20 protein-coding genes are annotated in these 25,684 nt (G+C 38.1%); 5 read left to right on the top strand and 15 right to left on the bottom strand.

Annotation, left to right across the window (positions count from 1 at the left end; all coding sequences use genetic code 11):
* Nucleotides 1–110: 110 nt before the first annotated feature.
* Nucleotides 111–6,209 carry a fibrinogen-binding MSCRAMM adhesin Fss1 gene (fss1, locus tag IGJ46_RS00415; RefSeq protein WP_218391360.1) on the bottom strand — a complete coding sequence of 2,033 codons (6,099 nt, stop codon included), beginning with the start codon at nt 6,207–6,209 and terminating at the stop codon, nt 111–113.
* A gap of 710 nt (nt 6,210–6,919) precedes the next feature.
* On the opposite strand from fss1, the gene IGJ46_RS00410 reads away from it, so the two are divergent.
* Together IGJ46_RS00410 and IGJ46_RS00405 are read left to right on the top strand one after the other, a co-directional pair.
* Entirely contained in the window at nt 6,920–8,407 is a 1,488-nt protein-coding gene (locus IGJ46_RS00410) for a helix-turn-helix domain-containing protein (protein ID WP_002381348.1), read from the top strand.
* Complete coding sequence (locus IGJ46_RS00405; protein WP_002359246.1) at nt 8,401–9,885, top strand: helix-turn-helix domain-containing protein; 1,485 nt, start codon at nt 8,401–8,403, stop codon at nt 9,883–9,885. Before IGJ46_RS00410 ends, IGJ46_RS00405 begins: the two co-directional genes overlap by 7 nt.
* 155 nt (nt 9,886–10,040) lie before the next feature.
* On the opposite strand, the gene IGJ46_RS00400 is transcribed toward IGJ46_RS00405, so the two are convergent.
* From IGJ46_RS00400 to IGJ46_RS00365, 8 genes are all read right to left on the bottom strand, one after another.
* On the bottom strand, nt 10,041–10,220 hold the full coding sequence (locus tag IGJ46_RS00400) for a hypothetical protein (RefSeq protein WP_002381345.1): 180 nt from the start codon (nt 10,218–10,220) through the stop codon (nt 10,041–10,043).
* A gap of 20 nt (nt 10,221–10,240) precedes the next feature.
* Nucleotides 10,241–11,476 carry an MFS transporter gene (locus IGJ46_RS00395; protein ID WP_002356101.1) on the bottom strand — a complete coding sequence of 412 codons (1,236 nt, stop codon included), beginning with the start codon at nt 11,474–11,476 and terminating at the stop codon, nt 10,241–10,243.
* A 366-nt stretch (nt 11,477–11,842) separates the two neighbouring features.
* Nucleotides 11,843–12,085 carry a GlsB/YeaQ/YmgE family stress response membrane protein gene (locus tag IGJ46_RS00390; RefSeq protein WP_002356092.1) on the bottom strand — a complete coding sequence of 81 codons (243 nt, stop codon included), beginning with the start codon at nt 12,083–12,085 and terminating at the stop codon, nt 11,843–11,845.
* 23 nt (nt 12,086–12,108) lie between these two features.
* Nucleotides 12,109–12,669: an Asp23/Gls24 family envelope stress response protein gene (locus tag IGJ46_RS00385; RefSeq protein ID WP_002356090.1), complete on the bottom strand. Its 561-nt coding sequence runs from the start codon at nt 12,667–12,669 to the stop codon at nt 12,109–12,111.
* Nucleotides 12,670–12,727: 58 nt separating this feature from the next.
* Nucleotides 12,728–13,240: an Asp23/Gls24 family envelope stress response protein gene (locus IGJ46_RS00380; protein WP_002383483.1), complete on the bottom strand. Its 513-nt coding sequence runs from the start codon at nt 13,238–13,240 to the stop codon at nt 12,728–12,730.
* Nucleotides 13,241–13,252: 12 nt separating this feature from the next.
* Nucleotides 13,253–13,444: a DUF2273 domain-containing protein gene (locus tag IGJ46_RS00375; protein ID WP_002356087.1), complete on the bottom strand. Its 192-nt coding sequence runs from the start codon at nt 13,442–13,444 to the stop codon at nt 13,253–13,255.
* A 12-nt stretch (nt 13,445–13,456) separates the two neighbouring features.
* Nucleotides 13,457–14,029, bottom strand: coding sequence for an alkaline shock response membrane anchor protein AmaP (gene amaP, locus IGJ46_RS00370; protein WP_002381343.1), 573 nt, complete (start codon nt 14,027–14,029; stop codon nt 13,457–13,459).
* Nucleotides 14,030–14,041: 12 nt separating this feature from the next.
* Entirely contained in the window at nt 14,042–14,935 is an 894-nt protein-coding gene (locus IGJ46_RS00365) for an SDR family oxidoreductase (RefSeq protein ID WP_218391355.1), read from the bottom strand.
* Between the two features lie 273 nt (nt 14,936–15,208).
* Here IGJ46_RS00365 and IGJ46_RS00360 point away from each other — a divergent pair, with 273 nt between their 5' ends.
* Complete coding sequence (locus tag IGJ46_RS00360; protein WP_002356081.1) at nt 15,209–15,862, top strand: Crp/Fnr family transcriptional regulator; 654 nt, start codon at nt 15,209–15,211, stop codon at nt 15,860–15,862.
* A gap of 43 nt (nt 15,863–15,905) precedes the next feature.
* On the opposite strand, the gene IGJ46_RS00355 is transcribed toward IGJ46_RS00360, so the two are convergent.
* The 5 genes from IGJ46_RS00355 to ruvA all read right to left on the bottom strand — a co-directional run bounded on the left by IGJ46_RS00355 (nt 15,906) and on the right by ruvA (nt 22,387).
* Nucleotides 15,906–16,823 carry a helix-turn-helix domain-containing protein gene (locus IGJ46_RS00355; RefSeq protein WP_218391354.1) on the bottom strand — a complete coding sequence of 306 codons (918 nt, stop codon included), beginning with the start codon at nt 16,821–16,823 and terminating at the stop codon, nt 15,906–15,908.
* Between the two features lie 563 nt (nt 16,824–17,386).
* Nucleotides 17,387–19,726, bottom strand: a complete 2,340-nt coding sequence (gene ygjK / locus IGJ46_RS00350) for an alpha-glucosidase (RefSeq protein ID WP_002407574.1) — start codon at nt 19,724–19,726, stop codon at nt 17,387–17,389.
* Nucleotides 19,727–19,903: 177 nt separating this feature from the next.
* Nucleotides 19,904–20,602 (bottom strand): N-acetylmannosamine-6-phosphate 2-epimerase, encoded by a 699-nt coding sequence (locus IGJ46_RS00345; protein ID WP_002370615.1) that lies wholly within the window; start codon nt 20,600–20,602, stop codon nt 19,904–19,906.
* 141 nt (nt 20,603–20,743) lie between these two features.
* Nucleotides 20,744–21,760 carry a Holliday junction branch migration DNA helicase RuvB gene (gene ruvB, locus IGJ46_RS00340; protein WP_002381340.1) on the bottom strand — a complete coding sequence of 339 codons (1,017 nt, stop codon included), beginning with the start codon at nt 21,758–21,760 and terminating at the stop codon, nt 20,744–20,746.
* Between the two features lie 12 nt (nt 21,761–21,772).
* Complete coding sequence (ruvA, locus tag IGJ46_RS00335; protein ID WP_002361491.1) at nt 21,773–22,387, bottom strand: Holliday junction branch migration protein RuvA; 615 nt, start codon at nt 22,385–22,387, stop codon at nt 21,773–21,775.
* Between the two features lie 218 nt (nt 22,388–22,605).
* On the opposite strand from ruvA, the gene IGJ46_RS00330 reads away from it, so the two are divergent.
* Together IGJ46_RS00330 and IGJ46_RS00325 are read left to right on the top strand one after the other, a co-directional pair.
* Nucleotides 22,606–23,592 carry an LLM class flavin-dependent oxidoreductase gene (locus IGJ46_RS00330; RefSeq protein ID WP_002356071.1) on the top strand — a complete coding sequence of 329 codons (987 nt, stop codon included), beginning with the start codon at nt 22,606–22,608 and terminating at the stop codon, nt 23,590–23,592.
* 14 nt (nt 23,593–23,606) lie between these two features.
* Entirely contained in the window at nt 23,607–23,831 is a 225-nt protein-coding gene (locus tag IGJ46_RS00325; RefSeq protein WP_002356070.1) for a DUF896 domain-containing protein, read from the top strand.
* 46 nt (nt 23,832–23,877) lie between these two features.
* Here IGJ46_RS00325 and IGJ46_RS00320 read toward each other — a convergent pair whose 3' ends face one another.
* Nucleotides 23,878–25,557 (bottom strand): peptide ABC transporter substrate-binding protein, encoded by a 1,680-nt coding sequence (locus IGJ46_RS00320; protein ID WP_002356069.1) that lies wholly within the window; start codon nt 25,555–25,557, stop codon nt 23,878–23,880.
* Nucleotides 25,558–25,684: the final 127 nt, after the last annotated feature.

Here is a 25,684-nt window from a genome sequence, read left to right as displayed (position 1 = left end):
ATTTCCGAAGGAGTTGGTTCTGTTACCGCCGTTTATAAGGTTTTGAGCCTGGAACAAAAATCCAAAGTGATTTTTGTTCCAGGCTCTTTCTGTTTTTTTATAGCTTTTGCTTATTTCTTGCTCTTTTTATAGAAGAGCCAACTTGCCAAACCGACCAACAGGAGGCCGATAAAGACAAAGAAGTAATTGACTTGTGTGTTGGTTTTCGGTAAACCAAGCCAACCTGTCTCTCTAGCTGCTTGTTTCGTTGTTGGCTGATTTGGTTTTGTTTTTTTGGATAAAGGTTGTTTCTCGTTAACAAACGTGCCCGCATCCACGAGTTCAGGTTTGTCTTTCGCTGTTGCTGCAATAGTGAATGCGACAGCTTGCTTAGACAGTTGGTAACCATCCGGTGCTTTTGTTTCCACAAAGGTATATTTTCCTGGTTGTAAGTGGTTCACTTGAACTAACCCTTGGTTGTCAGAACGTAATGAACGAGCGACAGTTTGCCCTGTCTCTGCATCTGTCACTTTAAATTCAGCACCTGCTAAGGCATTCTTTTGCTGATCAATTTTCACCAGCTTGGCAGCACCTTGGTAATTAATAAAAGGTGCTTTAAGTACCACAGTGGCTGGTTTGCCTTGGTTGTCTTTGGCAATCGTAAAGCTTGCGCTTGGCGTTTCATTAAGAAGATAGCCAGTTGGCGCTTGTGTCTCCACAAAACGATACGTTCCCGGTGCTAAGTTTTTCGCAATGACTTTGCCTTGCTTGTCAGACATCAGATTGGTTTGTCCAGCTACGGTTTGCCCTGTTTCATCAATGACCTTAAACACCGCACCTGCCAATGCTTCACCTGTTTCGTTTTCTTTGGTTAATTGAGCAGTTCCTTGATAATTGATAAGATCGCCTAAAGCAATTGGCTGCTCTTTTCCTAATTGGGCGGTTACATCAAATGGATGTGGCGTTGTGTCTAACAGATAGCCTGTTGGTGCTTTCGTTTCCACTAAAACGTAATGCCCTTCATTTAGCCCTTTAGCGTAAATTTTGCCAGTCTTGTCCGTTGTTATTTCAGAAACTTTCTCTCCTGCACGATTCAAGAATGTTATTGGTGAACCTTGTGGCTGATTCTGATTATCGGCGTTGTAAATTGCAAAAACTGCACCCGCTAAGGTTTGACCTTGCTCATTGACTTTACGTCCCGTTACTTCCGCTTGATAATTTACAAACTCTAACTCATCTAGTGGTTGTTTATCATTTGAATTCTTCTTCACTACAAAATAAATGGGTTGTTTATTGACGATATAGCCATCCGTTGCATCCATTTCATCTAATTCATAACTACCAGCGCCTAAATCCTCCATAGCCAATGAACCATCTTTTTCAGCAGTTACTTCTCTTTCAAAGATTTTTTCCCCGTTTTCGATTCGATACAATTTAAAAATCGTTCCTGGAAGTGGGTTCGCATTGGCATCAATTTTCTTAAAGACGGCACGTCCTTTGAAATTGGCGAAGGCCCCTAATTGGAAGATCTCCGGATCACCTTTGAAATCACCACGAATTTCTACTTTTACTAATTCAGGATAAATAATATAATCTGCGCCATCTGGTAATTTTGGTGCTTTGATTTCTTTGTAATAATAGGTACCTGGCGCCAAGTCTCTAAAGATAATTTTGCCATCTTTGCCACTCGTTGCTGTAATCCCTAATGATTGTTTATTGTGATCATATAATTCAAAAACAGCACCTGCTAATGGTTGGTCTGCGCTATTCGTTTTCACGATTTGGAAAGCCCCTTTGTAATTCACAAAGTTGTCACTAGCAACAACGACCGCTGGTTTACCAGCATTTTTCTCAGCAATTTCAAATGGGACTGGCGTGGTATTTAATAAATAGCCTGTTGGCTCTTTGGTTTCTACAAAGCGATATTTACCTGGTGCTAAGTGCTCTGCAATAATTTCCCCTTGATTATTTGTCGTCAAGCCTGTTTGAATCGTTTGTCCCTTCGCATCGAGCACTTTAAATGTCGCACCACTTAATAAGTGTCCATTCACATCTTTTTTGATTAATTTAGCTGCGCCTTGATAGTTAATAAAGTTAGCCGTTGCTATAACTGTTGCTGGTTTGCCCCGATCGCTTGCTGCAATCGTGAAAGCACTTGGTTCAGTGTTTAAAAGGTACCCTGCTGGCGCTTTGGTTTCCACAAATTGATATTTGCCTGGGGCTAAATCCGTCACTGTGACTTTTCCGTTTGCATCCGAAACTAAGTGTTCTCGAACCGCTTGTCCTGTGGCATCAAGGACTGAAAATTCAGCACCTGCTAATGGATTGCCTGCTTGGTCTTTTTTAATTAGTTCAGCAGAACCTTGGTAATTAAGCATTTTAACATGAACATCACGAATTTGTCCGCTCGTGTTTTGTGTCACAATGAACCGTTTGGGTGTCGTGTCTAAAAGATAGCCTGTCGGTGCTTCGATTTCTGTGAACTGATAAAGCCCTGGTTTTAAACTATCCACCTCTAACTGGCCATTTGCGTTGGTTCGATCCGGCGCAAGGGGAACTTCTTCCCAATGAGTAAACGGCGTGGTTACGGCATGCTCTAATTTAAAGCGTGCATTGACTAACTTTTTGCCCTTCTCATCTGTTTTTTCTAAAATTACTTTATTTACATCGTTTTTAATAATGGTTGGTTGTGCTCCTTCGGCTGAAGTTTCTTCATCAATAGTAATGACTCGGCCTTTAGCTAATTCGTCCGAAACTGTATAGCCTTCTGGTGCTTTTGTCTCCACCAAAATGTATTGCCCTTGTGGCAACCCACCAAATGTGATAACCCCGGTGGCATCTACTGTACCTTCACGTAGGACTTGTGTTTTGGCTTGGTCCCAAATTTGGAAATGGGCGCCTGCTAAAATAGTCGTCCCATCCATGGCTGTTTTCTTCAGCTGAATTTTGCCTTTGGTCCCTGTGGCATGCCCGCCACTGTGATCAATGTCAACGACTACATCGCCATTGTCATCCCCATGAACGACTTCTGAACCATTTCCAGTAATTGACACTTGGTTGGATACCGTGTCTGTACTCCCTGCCGCTGAAGAAGTCACTAAACTACGATATTCCATATAATAAGGTGCTTCAATATGGGCCATTTTAACGACAATTTTTTGTTGTCCTGTTTCATTATCGGTGGTAACTTCCAGTGTGTAATCTTTTCCTTCTTCTAAAATAACAGATTTATCTGGCGTAATCGTTCCGTCTTCTGTTACGTTGGTACCGTAAATCACCAATGACTCGGGATCTAACACTTGGTTTGGTGAGGGTGTATCAGTAATAACCACATCGTCTAAAACCGATTGGGCGCCATTGATCATTACATGCCAGTACACATGATCTGGATCATCTTTGTGGTATTCGCCACCTTTTTTCACTGATTCGCCACCATGTTGAATGGAAACTTTTCCTGTCACATCACGTGAAGAACCTTGGTTTGTATAAGATGCGGTATTGTCATAACTAGCCGAACCTTCGATAACTTTTTCATCAACAGACGTCTTAAATTCAATCACATACGTACGACTATCATTAGGAAAATCAACACGCCAAGTATTTTGGTTTTTCTCGCTTGGTTCTTCCATTGTGATATCCGTCAACGGTTGCGTTGGTTTCACTTTTTCAACCGAACCATCTGGCTTTGTATTGCCTTCATAGACTTTCAAGCTCCCAGCCAAATAGGTTTGATTGGTTAAAATTGGATCCGTCAAAAAGGCGTCGACTAAACGATTATTACTTAAATTAACCGCAATCGTCCAAGTGATTTCTTTGGTGACGGCATTGTAAACACCGCTTTTTTGCGCATTTAAATCAAAAGCAGGTAAAGGTTTAAACGGTTTACTATCTTCTGAATGATGATTATTTCCTGCTTCATCCGTCCAATCAATGGCAGCAGTATTTCGGTAATGGTCCAACGCGGGATCATTAGCGTCTAACTCGGTAACATCGAAAAAGGTAGTATAGGTTATGTGGAAAGCATCACTTGTTTTGGCATATGCCCCCATGAAACTTAACTTAAAGCCTGTTTCACCATCTGCATTACGAGTTATTTCTACCATGAAATCCTTACCTAACGTCAACTGAGCACCAGTGGTTGTATCTTTGACAACCAACGAATTGGGTACCATAGTTAAGCCAGGAACTGGTTCGTACGTATCCGTAATCACGGCATTTTCCATCAAATAATTATTTTGATTCACAGCTAACGTCCAACCAATCGTTGAATTTTGATAATCAACTGCACCAGTATTTTTAATAATATTTTGTTGACTGGCTGTGCCATCACCTTCTGAATGCTGACCAGTGCCGACATCCACACGATTATTCACGGCAACATCGCCTTCGACAATTCCATCAACTTTGGTTTTATAATCAATCTTGACTGCGCCATTCACATCATGTAAAAAGTCAATTGCAAAGGAACCGTCTCCGTTGATTACCACTTTGTAATCTTTTCCTTCCACAAGTTCTGCTCCAACGACTTCATTTCCTTTGTCATCAAACGTCACTGAATATAAATGTAAAGAATCTGGTTCAAACGTTAAATTATCGCCCATTGTGTCTGTAATGACTGCTTGGTCTTTTGGAATGATTTGTTCACCATAGTTGTAGTTAATTTCCCAAGTGAATTCTTGATTGGTTTCATCGTAATCTATGTTGCGCTTGTCTAACATTTTGCCATATGTGGCGGTAACAGTTGCTTCAGCATCTAACCCATTTGGATTATTATCACTTGTTAACGTCGCGTGATTTTTAAAAGGCACATCGCCGCCGCCATCTGGAATAACCGCCTCGTCAATCGTCGTTTGGTACTCAAGACGATACGCTTTGTTGGTGTCACCTTTAATCGTCACATTGCCATTTTTATCAACGGTATATTCATCTGGACTAAGTTCGCGACCCACTTCTTTAATTGTTCCATCAAGATTCATCACTAACTCATAGACTTTCACGGACTTAAAGGTATTCCCTGTTGGCCATGTTTCCGTCACAGTTGGATTTGTTTGATCTTTCATCGCTTGATTGATATCTACCGTCCAAGTAATCGCACTAGGATTGGGCGTTCGATCAAAATGGCCTTGTTTATCAATTTGTTGTTCGGTATCTGGGACAATCGGAATCACTACAGGCGGCAAATCTTCTTGTGTAGGAATATCAATCACCCAATCTCCTGGGCCCCGCCCATCTGAATCATTCAAATGAGTATCTAAAGAAAAGTCCCCGTGAATGTCACTTTCAGACGTGATTCGCTCATTAAAGGTAAAACGAACCGTACCATCTTCACTAATTGTGTAGGTTCCATAGACATTGCCTTCTGCATCAACTAAATCACCTGAACCTGGTTTATTAGGTTTCAAATTGCCAGGTAATTGAAACTCGAAGTAATCGCCTGCTTTCATTTGTTCCCGCACATCTTCTGGAATCGACCAGTTAAAGTTCCAATGAATGGTCACATCTTCTTTATACGGCGGTGTTGCTGGTGTGCCATCAGGATTTAAATAAATCGGATCTTCAAAATTATCGATAATCGTTGTTTCATCACCTGTAAAATAGTCACTGATATCTGTTGGTCCTGCTACGCGCGGTTTGACAGTCGTAGACTCGGTTGTTTTACTTTCTATCGCTTTTGTCGTGCTGGCGACAGTTTCTTCGGACGAACGAGGAACAGAGGAGTTTGTAGATGCTTCTTCTGTTGGACCTTCATTCGCTGATGCGGCTGGCGAACTCGTGATTGCCGTTGATTCTGTCGGATCAGTACCAGTATTTAACGTCAACGCTCGTTGCTGTTGTCCATAAGAAAACGTCACATCTTCTGTAACTGTAGGGTTCAACGTTAAGACTAACGTATCTGCTAACGCTTGCTGATTCAATTCAATTTGAATCTGTTTCTTCTGGTCATCCACTTGAATCTTGCGCGTATTATTGGGCGCTGCCCAATGTGCAGCTTTGATTGACACATTGGCACTATAATGCACTACAACCTCTTGTGTTACTGGTTGTGCTTTTCCTTGAAGCGCTAAGGTCATTTCTTGTTGGCTGGTTTGCTTCACTTCTCCTAACGTTAACTGGCCATCGCTGTTAACATCTTCCGCCAAAGCCATGAGTGGTGTGCCATAATTTAGAACAAGTAACAAACACATCAACCCGTAGAGCCAACGGTTTACCATTGGTCCATTCTTTCTCATTTCTTTCATCCTTCCTCTACTAACGACACATAGAAGAGAACGTTCACTTCGTACCAATTTTTTATTTTAAACCAAATAAGTGAGTGCTCTTCTGTTGTCTTTCTTCCTTGCTAAAACAGACAGCCAACACACCTTTTCTTTTTATCTCCTCAAAACGCACTCTTACTTCGAATGCGGATTCATTTTCTGCTTTTTCCTATAGACTCTTCTATAAGAATAAGAAGAGTATAACGAGATTTTTCAGCAAAAATTATCAACAACTTCTCCTCCAAATAGAAAAAGTTGATGAAATCCCAGAAACCCTTTTCATCTTTATGAAAACACGCCCTTATCCTTTCTTATTTTTACTATTCCTCCTTCCACTATACCGTTTTTTTTAATTTTTTTCATAAGAACTAACCAGACAAAAAAGCCTATTTGTATGAGCTATTTAAGCTAAAAAATCAACAGACTCAAATTATCATTTTTGTTATTTAAATGTTTTATATAAACTGGTTGTTTTTTTTAATAATTTTTTGCTCTATCGTTTTTTGTCCGTGTTTTCTTCCATTTGACACATTCAGTTCTTCTTGATTTTTAAGAATAGATACAGTAGCATAAGAACAACTAGTTCTTTCACTGGCAATCGTCAAATGTCGTTTAAAAAAGAATGCCCTATCTGTATTATCTGAAAAATCAAACAATCATAACCAATTAGAAAGGTGGTTATTATGTATAACTTATTAACCAAACAGGAAATTCAGTTACTTTCCCTAATTGAATACTTGTATGACAGTAAAGAAAAAGTCCCCATGCAAGTACTCCGACGAAAATATGAATTTTCCCATTACAATATCAACAATTTATTGAATCAATTAACTTTGTTAATTTCTCGAGTCAATACACATGAAAATGTACATATTCGCATCATTAATAATCAACAGTCCATAGAATTAGTTGCCGATGAAAATATCCCGATTGAGTTAATGAAAGAAGCTGTTGTCCGCGGGTCACTAACCTATATGTTAGCCCTGGATTTACTTTTAAAACGCTACACTTCAGCCAAAGATTTTTGTGAAGAGCACTTTATTAACTTTTCTATTTTTAAACAAGTCAGTGACCGTTTAAATAATCATCTAGCTAGATTTAATTGTTATTTAAACTTAAAAAGACGAGAAAAAATTTGTGGTAACGAGAAAGATTTTCGCAGTTTCTTTTATTCCTTATTCTTCATTTCAGGAACTTCTCTAGTACCATTTCTATCTAAGACTAATCAAGCACAATTGCAGAACTTCATTGAAATCATCAAAAACCGTTACCCTTACTTTACATATACTGATTTACGCAAATTAAAATTAATTATGTCCATAGGTTTACTCCGTTATCAATCCGGTTTTACAATCACCAATTATCCAGAAGTTGCTGCTATTAATTTGGCCTTTCCTTATTCAGAATTCCAACTATTAGTGAATGATTGTTTTATTGATGAACAAAAAGAGCCTGACACTTGGCAAGCTGAGATTCATTTTTATTATGATTTCTTCAGCACATTAACGATGTACTCTCTGGTCCAAATGGAAACCATCAACTTTGCCAACTTAGCGATCATGGGAATGGATAACAGTCCACACGCTACTTGGATTTTTGAAAAATGTACGCAATTACAGTTGGATTTAAGCGCAATAGAAGTGGTCTTTTTGTTGGTTAATTTATCCAATGCCAGTGAACGACTGATTCATTTCCCTGTGGAAGAGGAATTGAGCTATGAGGTTGCTAATGTCTCTTTGTATGAAAAACAATACCCAAATGTTTCACGAACAACCAACTATTTCTTAAAGCGTTTGCCTTTTGACAAACAACATCCACTAGATGCGTTATTTAAAGAAACCATTTTTTTAATTATTCGGAGTGTTTTATTAAATAAACAAATTCCTGTTAAAATTTTACTTCATTCATCTATTAATCAGATACAAGAAAATTGGTTAGCGAAGGAAATCAATAATTATTGCGATGTTCCTTTGAAATTTGTTAATCATATTCAAGAAGTGCCTGACTTAGTCATTACTGACAAAAATAATCCGCTTTTTCACGCCAGTAAAACTTTTTATTGGCATCCCGTTCCTTATTTAGATGAATACTATAACCTAAAACAAGTAGTTCGCAAAATTTATTTTGCCAAATTGCGTGGGGAAAACAGTTTGGAGGGAATCGGATGTTAACAGGGTTACTTGATGTACCTTATCGTAAAAGTTTTGCTCTTTTAGAAGAGTTACTCGAACGTCGTGAAGCAGAAGAACAAACATTGGCGATTTCTACTTTAGCGACTCAATTAAAAATGCAACAAAATACCATTCTACAATCTGTAGCTTTGCTCCAAACAGAAATTGAAAAAAACGGCTGGGAGAACTTATTTTCTTTATCAGCAAATGCCAAAGAAATCACATTTTGGTTTGCACCCTATTTCCAACTGTCGTTTTTGATGCCCTACTTTGTCAAAAAAAGTTTCGCGTATCAAGTACTGACCTATGCCTTTAACCATAATGCAATTGATAGCAAACATTTTGAAAAAGTCCTAGAGATTTCTTCATCAACCTTTACACGAAAAATTGGACAATTAAACCAATGGCTCCAAAAATATCAGATTGAAATCAATTTAAAACGTACCAATGTGTTGGTGGGCAAAGAAAAAGATATTCGGATTTTCTTTATGATGCTTTTTTGGAACAATTACTCTGAAGGGGATTGGCCGTTACACACGATTACTAAAAAAGAAGTCCACAGTCTCTTTCGACGTTTAAAACACTCTGTTTCTTTCAATACAACACAAGATTTTACAAAAGACTTGATTTTTTCTGCGGTGATTTTAGCGCGTTGGAAAGAGGGCTTTTTTATCAAAGAAACTTTCGTGGAGGAAGAAGCGATTGTTAATCCCTTTGTTAATCTGAGTGAATTTGAATTGTTTTTTAAAGAAGAAGCCTTACACCAAGTTCCAACAAAATTTATACAAAAAGAAGGCCTTTTTGCCTTTTTCTTATTGACGATTAGTGTCAGCTACGCCACACAAGATGTCTTGGAAATTCCTGCAGCACGGATGCATATGGTCCAGCTATTAGGCTCACCCATTAAAGAGATCATTTATCAACTAACGTCTTTTTATCAAATTAAATTGACATTTCACGAGTATCTTTATCTATATACTTCTATCCAAAATTTAAGTGTCTTTTTTAAGACCTTTGTCACGATTGCCAATCCATTTGTGCAAGAAAGCTTTTTAAAAGAAGCACTTCAAAAAAATCCAAGTCTCTACAAAGATGTGAAGCGCCTTACAATTGAAATGCTTCCGACATTGATTGGCAATGAAAAATTGTTAGTTGACTGCTTGTTTATTCTTTTTTGTACATTGAAAACGAAATCTTTACCACCGATTCGTGTCTTAGTAAGGACCAATCAAAGTAATTTAATTTTAGATACCCTTTATGAAAAGCTAAGTAAAGCCGTGGATAAAAAATTAATTTTTGTCGCTTCACCAGAAAAGCCTTTCGATGTAATTATTACAGATATCTTTTCAGAAGTTAGTGTCAAATCAACGGTTCCCACTTATTATGTTGATTTTTCTGCTAGCATTGGTGAACTAGCGCAAAGCTTAGAAAATTTAAATACACAAATTGTCACCAAACAAAGTCCACGCCACTTTTAAAAGTTTTCACGTGAAACATTTTAAGTGATAAAAATTACAAAAAACGCCAAAAGGTAGCAGAAAAACTGCTACCTTTTGGCGTTTTTTACGAAAATTTTCAATGTTCCACTCTAGTGATACCAAAACGTAAAACATTCATTTACTAACTACTCATTTTACATGACGTTGTTATTTTCTGTCACCAATTCTAGCTCTTGCAAGTAATGATCCAAAGTCGCGTGATGTTGATCGACATCGGCTAACTCTGTTTCAATTTTAGCTAAACGCGTGTTCATGCGTTGAATTTCCGTTAGTGTTTGTTGTAAAACGTTTAAAATCCGTTCATCGTTAGGCATTGAAATCACTCCTTGTCCATTTATAGTTCTGAGCCGTGTTCAATCTCTTCAATCGTTTCAAGAGACAAATCTTTGGCATCATTTTTAGCTTTGTGGAAGACCATATATAAAATAGTACAAACGATTGGGATACAGCCTGCTAAGAAGTACATTTGTTGGAATGACATAAAGTTACGTAATTCACCTAAAACGTACGGACCAACCCCTAATCCAAGGTCTAAACCGATGAAATAAGTCGATAAAGCAATCCCGATACGGTGAGGACTTGGGCTTTCTTGAAGACAAACCGCTTGGCCATTTGACATGAAAGTACCATAACCTAAGCCAATTAACCCACCTGAAACTAATAACATCCAACCAGACGTAGTCATACTTAATAAGAATAAGCCTAGTGTTAAGAAAATGTAGCTCGGATACATGACGTAGCGTTCACCCTTGACATCGAAAATCCGACCTGTCGATGGACGTGTTAAGGTAATCACGACCGCATAGACGATAAAGAAGAAGGTGCTGACGTCAACTAAATCGATTACTTTGACATAAGAAGATAAGAAAGATAAGACACTTGAATAAGCAAGACCCATTAAAAAGGCGATAAATGTAATAAATAAAACTTTCTTTTCAACAAAACTATCAAAATTCCATTTAGATAAGGCTTCACGATGTTCAGGTGTTAACTCAATATTTTTCACTGGGAAAATGAAGCAAGCAATGGTTGTTAACAAAATTAAAATAATTGAAAAGTTAATAATGACATGGAAGTTGGAAACATTTAACAATAACATCCCAATAAATGGTCCAATGCCGGCTGCTAAACTAGTACTCAACCCATAATAATTGATCCCTTCCCCTTTTTTGTTTTTAGGGATATAGGCGGTAACAATTGCGTTGGTCGCTGTCGAAACGGTTCCGTAACCAAACCCATTTAAAAAACGGACCAGATAAAGAATGCCCATACTTGGCATATACATATACGCAACAGTCGTTAAAAGATAAAACAAAGCCCCATAACGTAAGACTTGTTTACGCCCAATCAGTTCAAGGAGTTTCCCCATGAAAAGTCGTGCAAGCAATGTCCCGATGATGTAAATTCCTGAGGCCAAACCAGCTTGACCTAAAGTAGCGTGTAAGCTATCTTGCGCAATCACCGCAATAATAACCATTAATAAATAATAAACAAGATAGACAATGAAATTAATCACTGTAATACTGATAAAGCCTTTATTCAAAAGCTTTGTTGGTGTTTGTTCTGTCATAATTCTTTGAATTCCTCTCTCTTTTGTTCTGTTTATTTTGTGTTGCTATTTTTCAATAAAAGACCGCTATCCCCTCACTTTGATGACTTATCAAAAAATTTTCTGAAATTCATTTGCAGTTATTACTATACGAGATATCCGTTACAAAAAAATGTAAATTTGTGAATGATAAACGTTATCTACAAATAACTTCAACAAATGTTGTTGATTTTTGTTGAAAAGCCAAAATGACTAATGATTTTAATTAAAATAAGCTCTTGGCTAATTGCTCAAAATTTACTTTTCATACGAAACTTCCTCATACATAGAAAAAGAAAAATAGGACATAAGCCGAAACGACTTATGCCCTATTTTTTTAAACTTTCTCTATTTTCGTCCTAAAATCCATGAAACGATGGCAACTAAAATCACTGCCCCGATAATCGATGGCACAATAGCCATCCCAGCTAAGCTTGGTCCCCATGTGCCTAAAATGGCTTGACCAATTGTTGAACCAACTAACCCTGCAATGATATTGGCAATAATGCCCATCGATGATCCTTTTTTAGTAATTGCTCCAGCGATTGCCCCAATGACCCCGCCGACAATTAATGCCCAAATAAAGCCCATGATTGTTTCCTCCTTTTAACTGTTTATTCTACACGTGGTTCCATATTTTCTTTGACTTGTTCTGTTCCTTTATTCACAGCTTTTTTTGCTTTTTCTGTTTGTTCAGAAGCAAATTCACCGGTACTTTTGGCAGCGCCTGTGACTTTATCTTGAACCGTTTCGCTATCTTCTTCGTATTCTTCTTTTGATTTGATATCAACTACGTTAACATTCACTTCAATCACATCTAAGTGGGTCATTTTTTTCACTTCACGGCTGATTAATTCTTTCATTTTTTCGTAAATGTCTTGAATATCTTTGCCGTATTCTACTACGATATCCATATCAACAGCGACTTGTTTTTTACCAACTTCGGTATCAATACCCGCTGTGACGTTATCTGTGTTTACTAATTTTTCAGCAATATTTGAGAAAAAGCCGCCATCGACTGTTAATAGACCATCGACATTTTCTAAGGCTAAACCGATAATTTTTTGAACGACTTTATCTTCAAATGTTAATTCACCTTTGATTGCATGATCTTCTGGTGTGTGTGGTCCGTTTCCTGCTGGTTTTGGTACATTATTGAATTTTTCGTTACTCATGGTTCATTCCTCCTAGTTTCTTCTATTATTGCTTTATTTTTAATAAAATAATAACCCATTATTGAACACGAGGTGCCGTGTTTTCTTTGACTTTTGTCTTGCCTTTAGTTACCGCATGTTTGGCTTTGTTGGTTTGTTTTGACATAAAACTACCTGTCGCTTCAGCGGCGTTGCCAAGTTTATCTTGGACCGTTTCACTTTCTTCTTGGTACTCTGCTTGTGTTTTGATATCTACTACATTGACATTGACTTCGATTACTTCCAAGTGAGTCATTTGTTGGACTTCGCGAGTAATAACCTCTTTCATTTGATCATAAATGGTCTCGATATCTTTCCCGTATTCGGCTACAATGTCCATATCCACTGCGACTTGTTTTTTGCCGACCTCGGTGTGAATGCCTGTTGTAACATCTTCACTATTAATCATTTTATCTCGTAAATTCGAGAAAAAACCACCGTCCACAGTTAACAAACCGTCGACTTCTTCCAAAGCAATGCCAATAATTTTTTGGATTACTTTATCCTCAAACGTCAACTCACCTTTAACAATCGATACATTTGCATTTTCCATAGCCAAAACCTCCTATTTATGATGAAAATAATTTTTGACAATGCCTGTCTGTTCCAAATACAAACCTAGCCAAATACCTAGTCCTGTCAGGAGTACTACTAACAATGTTTTAAAGAAGCCGATTGACAGAAACAAGATTGCAAAAACCAAGCCGACTAGGCCACCAATTAACGGAACGGCATATTGTTTTATCCATTCAACCATTGTACATCCCTCCTACTCCACACGTGCTTGTGTTTGCTGTTGTTGTGGTCGTTTCATTGATTGAATATCTTCAAAATGAACATCAATCGTAATCTTGTGACCAGTTCCCACCAAACGAGCAAGCCGTTCTTCCATTGTTTTTGACCAAGCTTCTGTTTGTCCAATTAAATCTGCCGTTCGTTTCAGTGTGCCTTTAACATTGACCTTAATGCGTCGTTTTGTCGCCTTTACACGAATGGTTGGTGCTTCCAGAAAGTCACTGTCTTGCAAGCTAGAGCGTACAAATCCTTCGATGGCTTTACGGTGTAACACTAACTTTCCTTGCTCTTCTTTTAATTCAAACGTGCCTTTTCTTCTTGGGAATAAAAGAATGAATAAAAATAGAAAGAGCATAATTCCTAGTAAAACCAGCGCTACCCAAAAGATTGCTTGACGTGCGTACTCGTTGTCTTGCAAGAACCATTGGACATTATCTGGTGGTTGCCAAGCTGTATCGGCTGACCAAGTGGTGATGGCCACCGCGCCAAATAATGCCATTAAAATCAGTGAACCTAGAAGCAAAAGTATTTTAACAACTTTATTCACGGAACATCCCTCCTAAAGATTAATTGCTTCTCCACCAGTTACGCCATAAACTTGAGCCGTAACATAACTTGCATCATTGGACGCCAAGAAAACATAAACAGAGGCTAATTCAGCAGGCTGACCCGCACGTTCCAGTAAAGAATGTTGCCCAAATTCTGGCAACTCTTCAATTGGTTGTCCATGATCTAACTGTAACGGTGTCCAGATTGGTCCTGGAGCCACGCCATTTACCCGAATACCTTTTGGTGCCAGTTGTTTTGCTAAACCAACGGTAAAGTTGGCAATTGATGCCTTCGTTGCTGCATAATCCAACAAATGCTCACTTGGATTAAAGGCTTGGACGGAAGTCGTTGTCACAATGCTACTTCCGGCAGGCAAGTGAGGCACTGCTGCTTTGACAATGCCAAACATCGCAATAATATTGACATGGAAAGTGTCTATCACTTGTTCCATTGGCAATTCTTCAATAGCAGCACAGGAAATTTGTTGGGCTGCATTTAAAACAAGGGTATCCAAGCCGCCTAATGCTTCATGAGCTTGTGCAACCAATTTTTCAGGTGCCTGTTTATCTCTTAAATCTGCTGGCAAAAGAACGACTTTTCGGCCAGCTTCTCGTATATAGTGCGCCACTTCTTCGGCGTCTTTTTCTTCACCTGGGAAAAAATGTAATGCGATATCTGCGCCTTCGCGAGCAAAAGCAATCGCCGCCGCTCGTCCAATCCCAGAATCACCGCCTGTAATTAATACCCGACGATTTTCTAATTTGTGATTTCCGACATAGCTGTCTTCCCCACAATCTGGTTTAGGGACCATTTTGTCCTGTAATGCGGGAGTTTCTTGATCTTGTTGCGGAAATCCATCACTATAAAATAACTTTCTTGGGTCTTTTAAGTTTGGTTCTGTCATTAAATCTCCTCCCTTTCTACTATTACCTTAATACAATTTTTTCTTTTTGAAAAATATTTGAGCACATAAAATAAAAAAAATATTTTTAATACTCATTAAGCGAAATTTTTGGCAAAATTATCTAAAAGCTGATTTTATTTTTCAAAATAGCGTTTAATTGACCTTTTTTATCAACATTTGTTATTGACATATGATGTCCAATTCGCTTAAATAAGAAAGAAGCCCAACAGGCAAAAACAAAAATATTTAGAGATAATTGAGGAGTTACCGCCAATGAGAAATGTTTTACAAGACTACTTAGATGAACATTCCTTTCGAGTCGTTGTAAAAAAGAAGAAAAATTATTTAACTTATGAAGGACTGCAAGATCGTTATGCCTATATTTTAAAAAGTGGCATCATCAAAACTAGCGTTATTTCCAAAGACGGTCGTGAATTTAATTTACGTTATATCAACAATTTGGAAATTGTTTCATTGCTACGTGATGAATATTCAGAATTTATTGATGCACCTTTTAATATTCGCATCGAATCTCCACAAGCAGAACTTTACCAAATCGACCGTGTTCAATTTTGGCGGGATATCAATAATAGTAAAGACTTGCAAATGTATGTCAAAGAATACTATCGGGACCGTTTAATGCATTCCATGAAAAAGATGCAGCAAATGTTGATGAATGGCAAATTTGGGGCCGTTTGTACACAAATCTATGAAATGTACGATTCATTTGGCGTAGAAACAGAGGAAGGTATTTTAATTGATTTCGTGGTGACCAATGAAGAAATTGCGCATTTTTGTGGGATAACTTCTGCTAGTAGCGTTAACCGGATGATGCAGCAACTAAAAGAGTTAGGGGCAATTGAACTACGTAACCGCAAAATTTTGATTAAAGATTTAGATATGATTAGAGATAACATTATTGTTTAACATCAGCACCCCCCCGCAAGTTTGACCTTGCGGGGGGTGCTTTTTATTTTTCAGTGACAATATTCACAGGAAATTGTCCATAATCTAAATTAAATGTCCGACCAGCCGTCAGCTGAAGCATTTCTTTTTTCATGCCTTCCGCCAAACGTACATCGCCAAAGCTTTCAATCATATCAATAACGGTGATTACTTCTTTATAATATCTCATTTTGCCAGTGTACAGATAATACGTAAGATTTTTTAAATAACGTAAGTTAAAATGAATATAGTAGATTTCGGCAGGAATCGTGGTAACACTCATTAGCGCTAAATATTCCCGGGCTTTCGCATAATTTTTCTTATAAAGTTGCGCTGTAATGATATTTAGGTAAAAACCATAGGCGACATTTAATGTTTGGATGTCGCGTAATTCAGCATCTTTGACGGGAAACATCTGCTCAAGAATTTGAAGGACTTCGTTTTCAGAAAATAACGCCCCTGTATTAGTCACCATTTGATAATCGTAATATGTATAGTAGCTTTTGCTAGAGATAAGTGCGAGAATTGCTATTCGATCAGTTTCATCAAATTCTGGAATTTCCTCCCAATCATTACTGAAAGTTAGCTTAATATCTGTATAAATAGACATCTCTACTGCGTTTTTTTGGGGATTGCGCTCTAATTGATAAAAGTAATGAATCAGGTTCTTTTTTTCATTTGTATTGTTCAACCCCATTTGACAACATTCAATTTGATGCATAATTTTAGATGAAGCCGTACTTCTTGTTTCAGAGACCATATGAAAAAATTCATTAAAGGTAATCCCAAGTGACTGTAATGCTGTCATTAAATCCTCGTAACTTAGCTTGGCTTCACCAATTTCGATTCTTCGATAGGTTTGTTTCCCTTTTTTTGGTAAAACATCTTTCTGAGCAATTTTTTTCTTTTTTCTAAAATACTTTAATGCCTCTAACACATCCATAATATGCTCCTTTCTATTAATAAGTTAATATTAAGTATTATTTTTTTATTAACTAAAATATACTATTTCCCAAAAAATCATTTCTATGAACTTTAATATTATCAAATAATCGAATAATATATTTGTTTGAATTATTTTTTCGCACATTATAATTGTTAGACGTCAACAAATTAAAAAAAACTTTTCTAATTCGTTCTTGAAGAAACTAAGATATCTGTCTTATAATGAAATTCAACATAACTTAGAGCAGGAGGTGTCGCAATGTTTGGTTTCAATATTAGTTTATTTCTTATTACTCGGTTCCGTTAAACCCACTCTTCATTAACCATTGTACAATCAATTCCATTGAATATCTATTTCATTTTTATTAAATAACATTTTTAATAAAAGTACATATCGTTTATTTAAAGTACATATCGTTTATTTTTAGATGTTTTATTTAATTATATGGAATATATTTATTTAAACAAATAAATTACATTTAATTAAATCAGAGGGAAACAGATTGTAGCAAGTGAAGAAAAAAATAGCTCTTGAGAGATATTTTCTCAAGAGCTGTTTTTCTATTTTATTTCAAAAGCGGTTTGCGTTGTGGGGTTATTACTTAATAAGGTGTTTTTATACAGTAAATAGTACGCTGCCGCTGACCAACTAAAGTTTTTCGTACTTAGGCCCTTCCCTGTCAGGGGATCATAATTTTCATGAATAGGGCCTTCTCCCATCAATCCTTCGGCATGTAAGAAGAGTTTTTGTGTCATTTCTTTCGCTTCTTTTGTATAGTCATAGTTTTGAAGAGCTTCTACACCAAACAAAGCTTGATCAAGCCAAACTGGTCCCCGCCAATATTTCGTTGCAGCAAATTTTTCATTGTCTTTGGATGCTGTTGGGAATGGCATAAAGGTATTGAACATTTCTTGATTCATCATGTTTTTCTTAACTTCCGCCGCCTGTTCTTTGGTCGCTACTTTTGCCCAGAGCGGCAACCAGCCTTCTGTTCCTTTGCCACGATTGACTAACAATTTTGTTTTCGAGCCGTCTTCATTTATTTGTAAGTCATAGAAGAAGCCCGTTTTTTCATCAAACATATTTTCTTGAATATATTTTTTTAGTTTCTTCGCTTCTTTTTGATAGTTCTTATAGTCCTCTTTTTTGCCTAGTTCTTCTGCTATCGAAGCTAAATAGCCCTTTTCAGCGTAGAGATACGCATTCAAATCCACTGATTCTTGGTTAATTGAATACCCCACTACTTTTCCTTTATTTTTATTTTCAAAAACTTTAACTCCGACGTCGCCTTTGCCCACACCTTCTTTGTCAAACCGTGTAGCGTTATCCATGCCACTTTCCCACGCGGCTGCTTCAATAACAGCATCATCATCCACTTTAGGTTGGCCATTTTTATCTTTAATGATTTGATCCTTGTCGTCTTTTTGCCAGTGAGCATCACTGACCATGCTTCCATATTCTGCTATCCCATTTTTATTGTGGTCTCTGTTGGTATACCACCAATTATGATAAGCCACAAGTTTGGGATACATTTCTTTTAAAAATTCCTTATCTTTGGTTTCTTGATAAATATGCCAAACTGCCCATGCAGCCAATGGTGGTTTAGAATTTCGTTCATTCCAGTTGCCACCTTCACCACCACGCGCACTGTCTTGATTGTAAAAGACAGCATCAATGATCGCTCCTGCATCTTGTGGACGTACGGTATCATCTTTTTGAATTTGATAATCAAACAAGGCCCGCATATTATTTTTAGCTAACTCAGGATTAAAATCAGCCGTTGCTACATCCGCTTTCCACGAATCCCAAGCCCACATACCAATAAACCATTTATAAGACATGGACGGAACAATCCCGTCATGCTTAAAGGCACCTGCCGCACTTCGCCAATTGGTATTAATCGTTTCAATCGATTTGACTAGCGCATTTTGATATTCAGGAAATTCTGCTGTTTTCTTTTGATCAAACGTTTTATCTAGATATCCTTGCCATCTTTGCTTATTCTCTTTGAAATAGCGCGCCGCATTTTTGGTGTATTCGGGTGCTTGTTGTTGTTCCTTTGCCTCTTCTTCTTTTGTAAAAGTATAGCTTTCTGTCGTATAGGTGTTGTACGTTTGTTTAGGCTTCAATTCAATTGGTTCAGCGGTTGCTGTATAATTCCGATTATCAATTTTTGTTGAAACTTTATCCGCATGATGAATCGTATATTTTGTGTCTTTCGTAGCAAAATAATTCCACGTTTCTCTGACTTCACCAAAATTCACTTGAATGTCATTGTCTTTAGCAGTTAAACGAGTTCCAATATCTAAGGTTTCCGTTCCCTCTTGAATTTTGTCAAAGACCGCACCTGTCCAGCTTGCTTCAAGTGACAAGGGCTCTTCACCAGTGTTTTCAAGTGTCGTTTGGATAAGCGCCGTTCGATTGCTGACAAAAATTAAAGCTAAATGAATCGTTAGATCGTCTAATTCATAGGTTTGCTCTAGGCGCCCAGGATAATAAGACAGGTCCATGCGATTGCTTTGGCTTAAATCATAGGTTTCTCCCGTTTTTTTATTTTTGACCGTTAATTTGTTTAAACTTGCCGCCAAGTTTACTGGATATTCTTCCGCAATAATCAATGGCCCCGCAAAACCACCCAGTAGCTCTTTATTGCTTTTTTCAGGTAAATAGTAGCCATGCCATGCACCTAAATCAGAAAAATTATTAAAATAATTGGTATCGTATACGCCATTCGTCCGTTCGGTTGGTGATGCACTCACATCTAAAACATTTGCAAATTCATCAACTTTTGTTCTTTCAACACTTGCTTGCACTTCCCCGCTTAACGCAAAACAGCTGACTACGGTGATTCCTAACGCTAACCAAGTAGACACCCGTTTCTTTTTTGATAAACCCTTCATAAAACCCCTCCTATAAAATGATAGCGCTTTATACACTGATCTATTATCAGCAAGGACTATGCCAAGCGGAGTGTATCCCTTTTCATTATTGAAAGATTCAACTTTCTCTAGAAAAAAAGCGACCGTATCGAAGTGTATTGATCAAAAAATAACGAGTGTATCGATAGTGTATTTAGTTTATGCTTGATTCTGTTTTATTTTCGTAGCTTCCACAAATTTTTCAGTAATTTTTTGCGGTCGTGTAATAACAGATCCCACCACCACGCTATAAGCACCTAGCTCCAGGACACGTTGGACTTTTGCTGGCGTATCAATCATTCCTTCTGCAATGATTGGTGTAGTAAAATGCTTCTTTGCTTCTCTTAACAGTTCAAAATCATTTTGTTCAATCCGCTGATTTTCACTTTGCGGCGTATAGCCGACTAACGTTGTGCCAATATAATCAAAACCTAACTCCGCCGCTTCAATCATCTCTTCCAGTGTGGAACAATCCGCCATCCATTCTTGGTTAGGATACTTTTCTTTTATTCTTTTGAAAAATGTGGCTAACGTTTCGCCATTTGGTCGTTTCGAATGGGTTGCATCGAGAGCGATAATTTCTGGCTGAACAGCCATTAATTCATCTACCTCACGCATAGTTGCGGTAATATATACTTCTGCGTCAGGATAATCTCGTTTAATAATCCCAATGATTGGTAAATCAACCTCTTTCCGGATTGCTCGAATGTCTACCACAGAATTTGCTCGAATACCTTTAGCCCCTCCTTGTTTAGCGGCCAAAGCCATCTTGGACATGATAAAAGAACTATGCAACGGTTCGTCTGCCAACGCTTGGCAAGAAACAATTAATGCCCCTTTGATTTCTTTATTCAACATTGATCCCTCCAATTTAAAAGCGATTACAAACACAGTATAACTACAACAGCTGAAATATGCCACTCTTCTAAATAAGAACAAACGTTTCACGTGAAACAAAAGAAAGCAAGCGGTTAAGGCTTGCTTTCTTTTGACTTATTTTTAATTTTTACGACCCTCTAAATAATCATACCCAAAATGTGCATACGCAAATGGCGTTGCAATTCGTCCTCGTGGTGTTCGTTTAATGAAACCTTTTTGAATAAGATAGGGTTCATACATATCTTCCACCGTTTCGGTTTCTTCACCGATATTTACAGACAAGGTACTTAAACCAACCGGACCGCCGCCGTATAAATCAATCATTGTTTTCAACAATTTTTGATCGACATAATCCAAGCCTTGATGGTCCACTTGCAGTAAGGTTAACGCTTTGTCTGCAATCGCTCGGTCGATTTTGCCATCTGATTGGACTTGGGCAAAATCACGGACACGTTTTAACAAACGGTTAGCAATTCGGGGGGTTCCTCTTGAGCGGCGCGCAATTTCAAAGGCACCTTCCTCAAAAATCTCCGTTTGAAAAATATCTGCGGAACGGAGAACGATTTCTTTTAAATCCTGCTCTTGATAATACTCCATGTGAGAAATAATCCCAAAACGATCTCGTAATGGCGCTGAAAGCATCCCTGCCCGTGTGGTAGCGCCCACTAAAGTAAAAGGCGGTAATGGAAAATGAACGGGATGTGCCGTGGTTCCTTGACCAACCATGATATCAATGTAAAAATCTTCCATTGCGGAATACAGCATTTCTTCCACCACTCGCGGCAAACGATGAATTTCATCGATAAATAACACATCACCAGGCTCTAATTCGTTCAAAATAGCGACTAAATCTCCCGCCCGTTCGATGGCTGGTCCACTTGTGGTACGAATGTTCACATTCATTTCATTGGCGATGACCATCGCCATTGTCGTTTTCCCTAAACCTGGCGGACCATAAAGAAGGGTATGATCCAACGCTTCATTCCGATTTTTCGCCGCTTCAATATAAATCGTTAGTTCTTGTTTTACTTTGTCTTGACCAATATATTGTGCTAAAAATTGTGGACGTAACGATTTTTCAATTGAAGCTTCTGCTTCTTGACTTGCAGCTGAAAGCAACCGTTCTTCTTCTGTCATCGTTATTCCTCCTTAGCGTTTCATCATGAATTTTAACGCATTGCTCAAATAAACATCTGTCGTTGTCTCACCTAACGCTTCCAATTGCTTAGTGATACGCTTAATCTCTCGGTCACTGTAGCCTAGGGCACTTAATGCTTCTAACGCTTCTGCCAATGCTTGATTGCTTGTTGTCACCACTTCGGTTGCGGTCATGGCCGCAACCGCTGCTTCGGAAGACTCTAATTCGCCTAGTTTTCCTTTTAAATCTAAAATCATTTGTTGGGCTGTTTTCTTGCCAACACCTGGGAACTTCGTTAAATATGTAACATCTTCCCCTTCAATTGCATTGATTAAACCACCATGATCAGCCACAGAAGCCATGATAGCTAAACCACTTTTAGGGCCAATTCCAGAGACACTGATTAATTTTAAGAACAATTGTTTTTCTTCTAAACTGCCAAATCCAAATAAAAGTTGTGCATCTTCCCGCACGACTTGGTGAAGATATAGTTTAATATCCGTATCCATTTTTCCTGAATAGCGATACGGGTTATCGACTGAAATCTGATAGCCAATGCCATTTGTTTCAACGACAATATAGTATGGGCTAACAAACGTTACTTTTCCAATAATATATTCGTACATGTTGTCACCTTTCCAATTGCTGATTGCGTACATATGTTCCATTTTAACACAAAGCATCAAAAAGCCATAGCGGAGAATTTTTTATCATCGACCTTGGCTACATCTATTTGTTACTTTTCGCTCACTAGGGAATTAAAAAGTGCGTACTGTTTTTTTTGACATGCTTGCGTAATAATAGCGGTAGCTTCAAAAAAATAACCAAAAAGGAGACTACATACATGAAATTAAGTATCTTAGATCAATTAACGGTTCCTAAAAATCAATCAGCAAGCGACACATTACAAGAAGCCAAAGAGCTCGCTCAATTAGCGGAAAAACTTGGTTACACAAGAATTTGGTATGCCGAACATCACGGTTCAGACGCCTTTGCCAGTGCAACGCCAGAAATTTTAGTTGCACATATTGCTAGTGCCACCGAAAAAATTCGTGTTGGCGCGGGTGGCATCATGACCATGCATTATGCGCCATTTAAAGTCGCAGAAACGTTTAAAACATTAGCAGCTTTATATCCTGATCGAATCGATTTAGGCATGGGCCGCTCGCCTGGCGGCAGCCCTTTGACTACGTTAGCGTTAAATAATGGTCAGCCACCACAGCTAGACCAATTTGATAAATTACCTGAAATTTTACTCTTTTTAAGAGAGGAATTTCCTGAAGATCATTTATATTCTAAAATTTCAGCTGTTCCGCGGGAAGTTCTATTACCACAACCCTGGTTACTAGGTGCTAGCAAAGAAAGCGCACGTTCAGCTGGTGAATATGGCATTAATTTTTCCTTTGCGCAGTTTATTCATGGACATTTGCCCAAAGAAGTATTGTCCGCATATTACAAGCATTTCCGACCAGTAACTGAACAACAAGAGCCGCAAGTGAGCGCTGCGTATTTCACTTTTGCCGCCGACACGAAAGAAGAAGCAGAATACCATGCGGCTAGTTTCGAGCATTATATCTTTGCCACCGAACATGGGCTTCCAAATAAATTTTTATCGCCAGAAGAAGCCCTAGCTTTCCCTTACAGTGAAATGGACAAACTGGTTTTAGAACAAAATAAACAACGCTTTGTCATTGGCAGTAGCCAAGAAGTTGCGGAGTTTTTCCACCAACAAGAAGAACTAGGGTTGACAGAAGCAATGCTAATCACCCCAGGTTATGACAAACAAACGCGCTTTCAATCATTTGAACGCCTAGCAAAAGAATTATTATAGAAAGGAAATGAGAAATGTTAGAGGTTTTAAAAAGAATTAATACGCTTGCACAAAAAGAGCGTGAACAAGGTTTAACATCTGAAGAACAAGCTCTTCGTGTCGATTTGCGACAAGAATATTTGCGGACCATTCGTGAACAATTCAATAAAACATTAATGGGCGTCACTATTTATGATCCTACTGGTGAAGATGTGACCCCAGAAAAATTAAAAGAAGAACAGCAGAAATATTTTGATTAAAAGAGACACAGAACAGTCGATTTGACTATTCTGTGTCTCTTTTTAACTACTCTTCTGTCACATATGTCCACTTATAATCATATTGTGCGCCCGCACCATGGGCAACGACGCCTTTCACTTCTTTACTGCGTAGATGGGCAGTCGCCTTTTGATAAAGTGGTGCTAAAGCGGTCTCTTCACCAATCAATAACTTCTCAGCCTTAACCATGTCTTCCCAACGTTTTTCAGGATCTGAAGCATCTCTTGTAGCTGAAGCCTCGATCAACTCATCGTAGGCTTTACTTGAAAAACGCCCGCGATTATAGTTATTACCAGTAACAAAAAGGTCTAAGAAACTACTTGGATCTGCGTAATCCGCAGCCCAACCACCTAAGATTGTCTCAAAATCGCCGCGACTACCTCGATCAATTCGAACTGAAAACGGCACTGGGCTCACTGTTACATCAATGCCCTCTAAAGTATCCTTTAACGTACCTTGAATATATTCCGCTAACTTTTTCGTAGAATCGACATCATCGGCAACAATATCCATTTTGAGTGTTGTTATGCCCAATTCTTTCTTCGCTTTTGCCCAATATTCTTTTGCTTTTTCTGGGCTATATTCAACAATTTTTTTATTTTCATCAGCAAAATCTGTGTCATCTGTCGGCGAATACGACATCCCTTCTGGAATTAAGCCGGTAGCGACTACTGAGCCGTCGCCTAAAATTTTATCTACTAATGCGTTGCGATCAATCGCTGCTGAAATTGCTTTGCGTAAATTCACATTATTATAGGGTGAATTTTTATCTCGCTGATTAAATTCCAAATAGCTGGTTCGTGCTTCTTTTTCGATAACCAATTCTGGATCCTTCGCCATTTGCTGGGCCAATTCGCCACTTAAAATAACATCGTCTGCTTGACCATCTTGGAATAAGTTCAAGGCAGTTGGTGCCTCCTTGACGACATCAAAATTGATTTTATCTAATTTGACATTGTCTTTATCCCAATAGTTTTCATTTTTTTCCAAAGTCCAATTGGTATCTGAGCCAGCCCCTTCAAAGTTAGCTAAGACAAACGGACCATTATAGACTGCTTTTTCACTGGAAGCAGCGTAATCTTTGCCATATTTCTCTACGGTTGCTTGATGTTGCGGGAAAAATAGTGGAAAGGCCAGTAAATAATCAAAATATGGTGTTGGTTTTGCCAGTTTAATTTCTAGCTCATAATCCCCGTTTGCTTTAATGCCTAATTCAGAAACTGGTTTCTTACCAGCTACAATATCTGCGCCGTTTTCAATCATTTCTAGAAAATAAGCATACTCAGCGCCAGTCTGAGGATCTGCTGTACGTTGCCAACTAAAAACATAATCGGCAGCTGTGACAGGATCACCATTGGACCATTTTGCTTCTTCTCTTAGTTTCACTGTGTACGTCAGACCATCATCACTGACTTGCACTTTTTCTTTAGCCCCTGCTGGTTGCGGCTTGCTTTTATCATCTAAACGATAAATTCCTTCATACGCATTATTCAGTGCCGTAAAACTAATTGTATCTGTTCCTAAAGATAAATCTGCAGAAGGCATTTCTTGTTGAACTACTACTTTAAATTCTTGTTTAGCGGCAGTTTTCTCTGATCCGCCCTTTGCTTTTTCGGCGCCAGCTCCCCCATCACCACCACAAGCAGCTAAAACTAACAGCGTTGTTAAACTTAACCCGATAAGTCCTTTTATACGTTTACTTTTCATGCCTTTCTCCCTTCACAGAAAAAACTCTTCATTTTTTAATTTTTAGAATATTCTTATAATGCTAAAATTAAAAACAAATGGCAAGCATTAAAATAAAAAAAGAACCAATCCCGAAGGACGGTTCTTA

This window comes from Enterococcus sp. AZ120, assembly GCF_050546165.1.
Classification (GTDB): Bacteria; Bacillota; Bacilli; order Lactobacillales; family Enterococcaceae; genus Enterococcus; species Enterococcus faecalis.
Note: the sequence above shows the minus strand (reverse complement) of the source record. Positions and strands in the feature narration are given on the sequence as shown.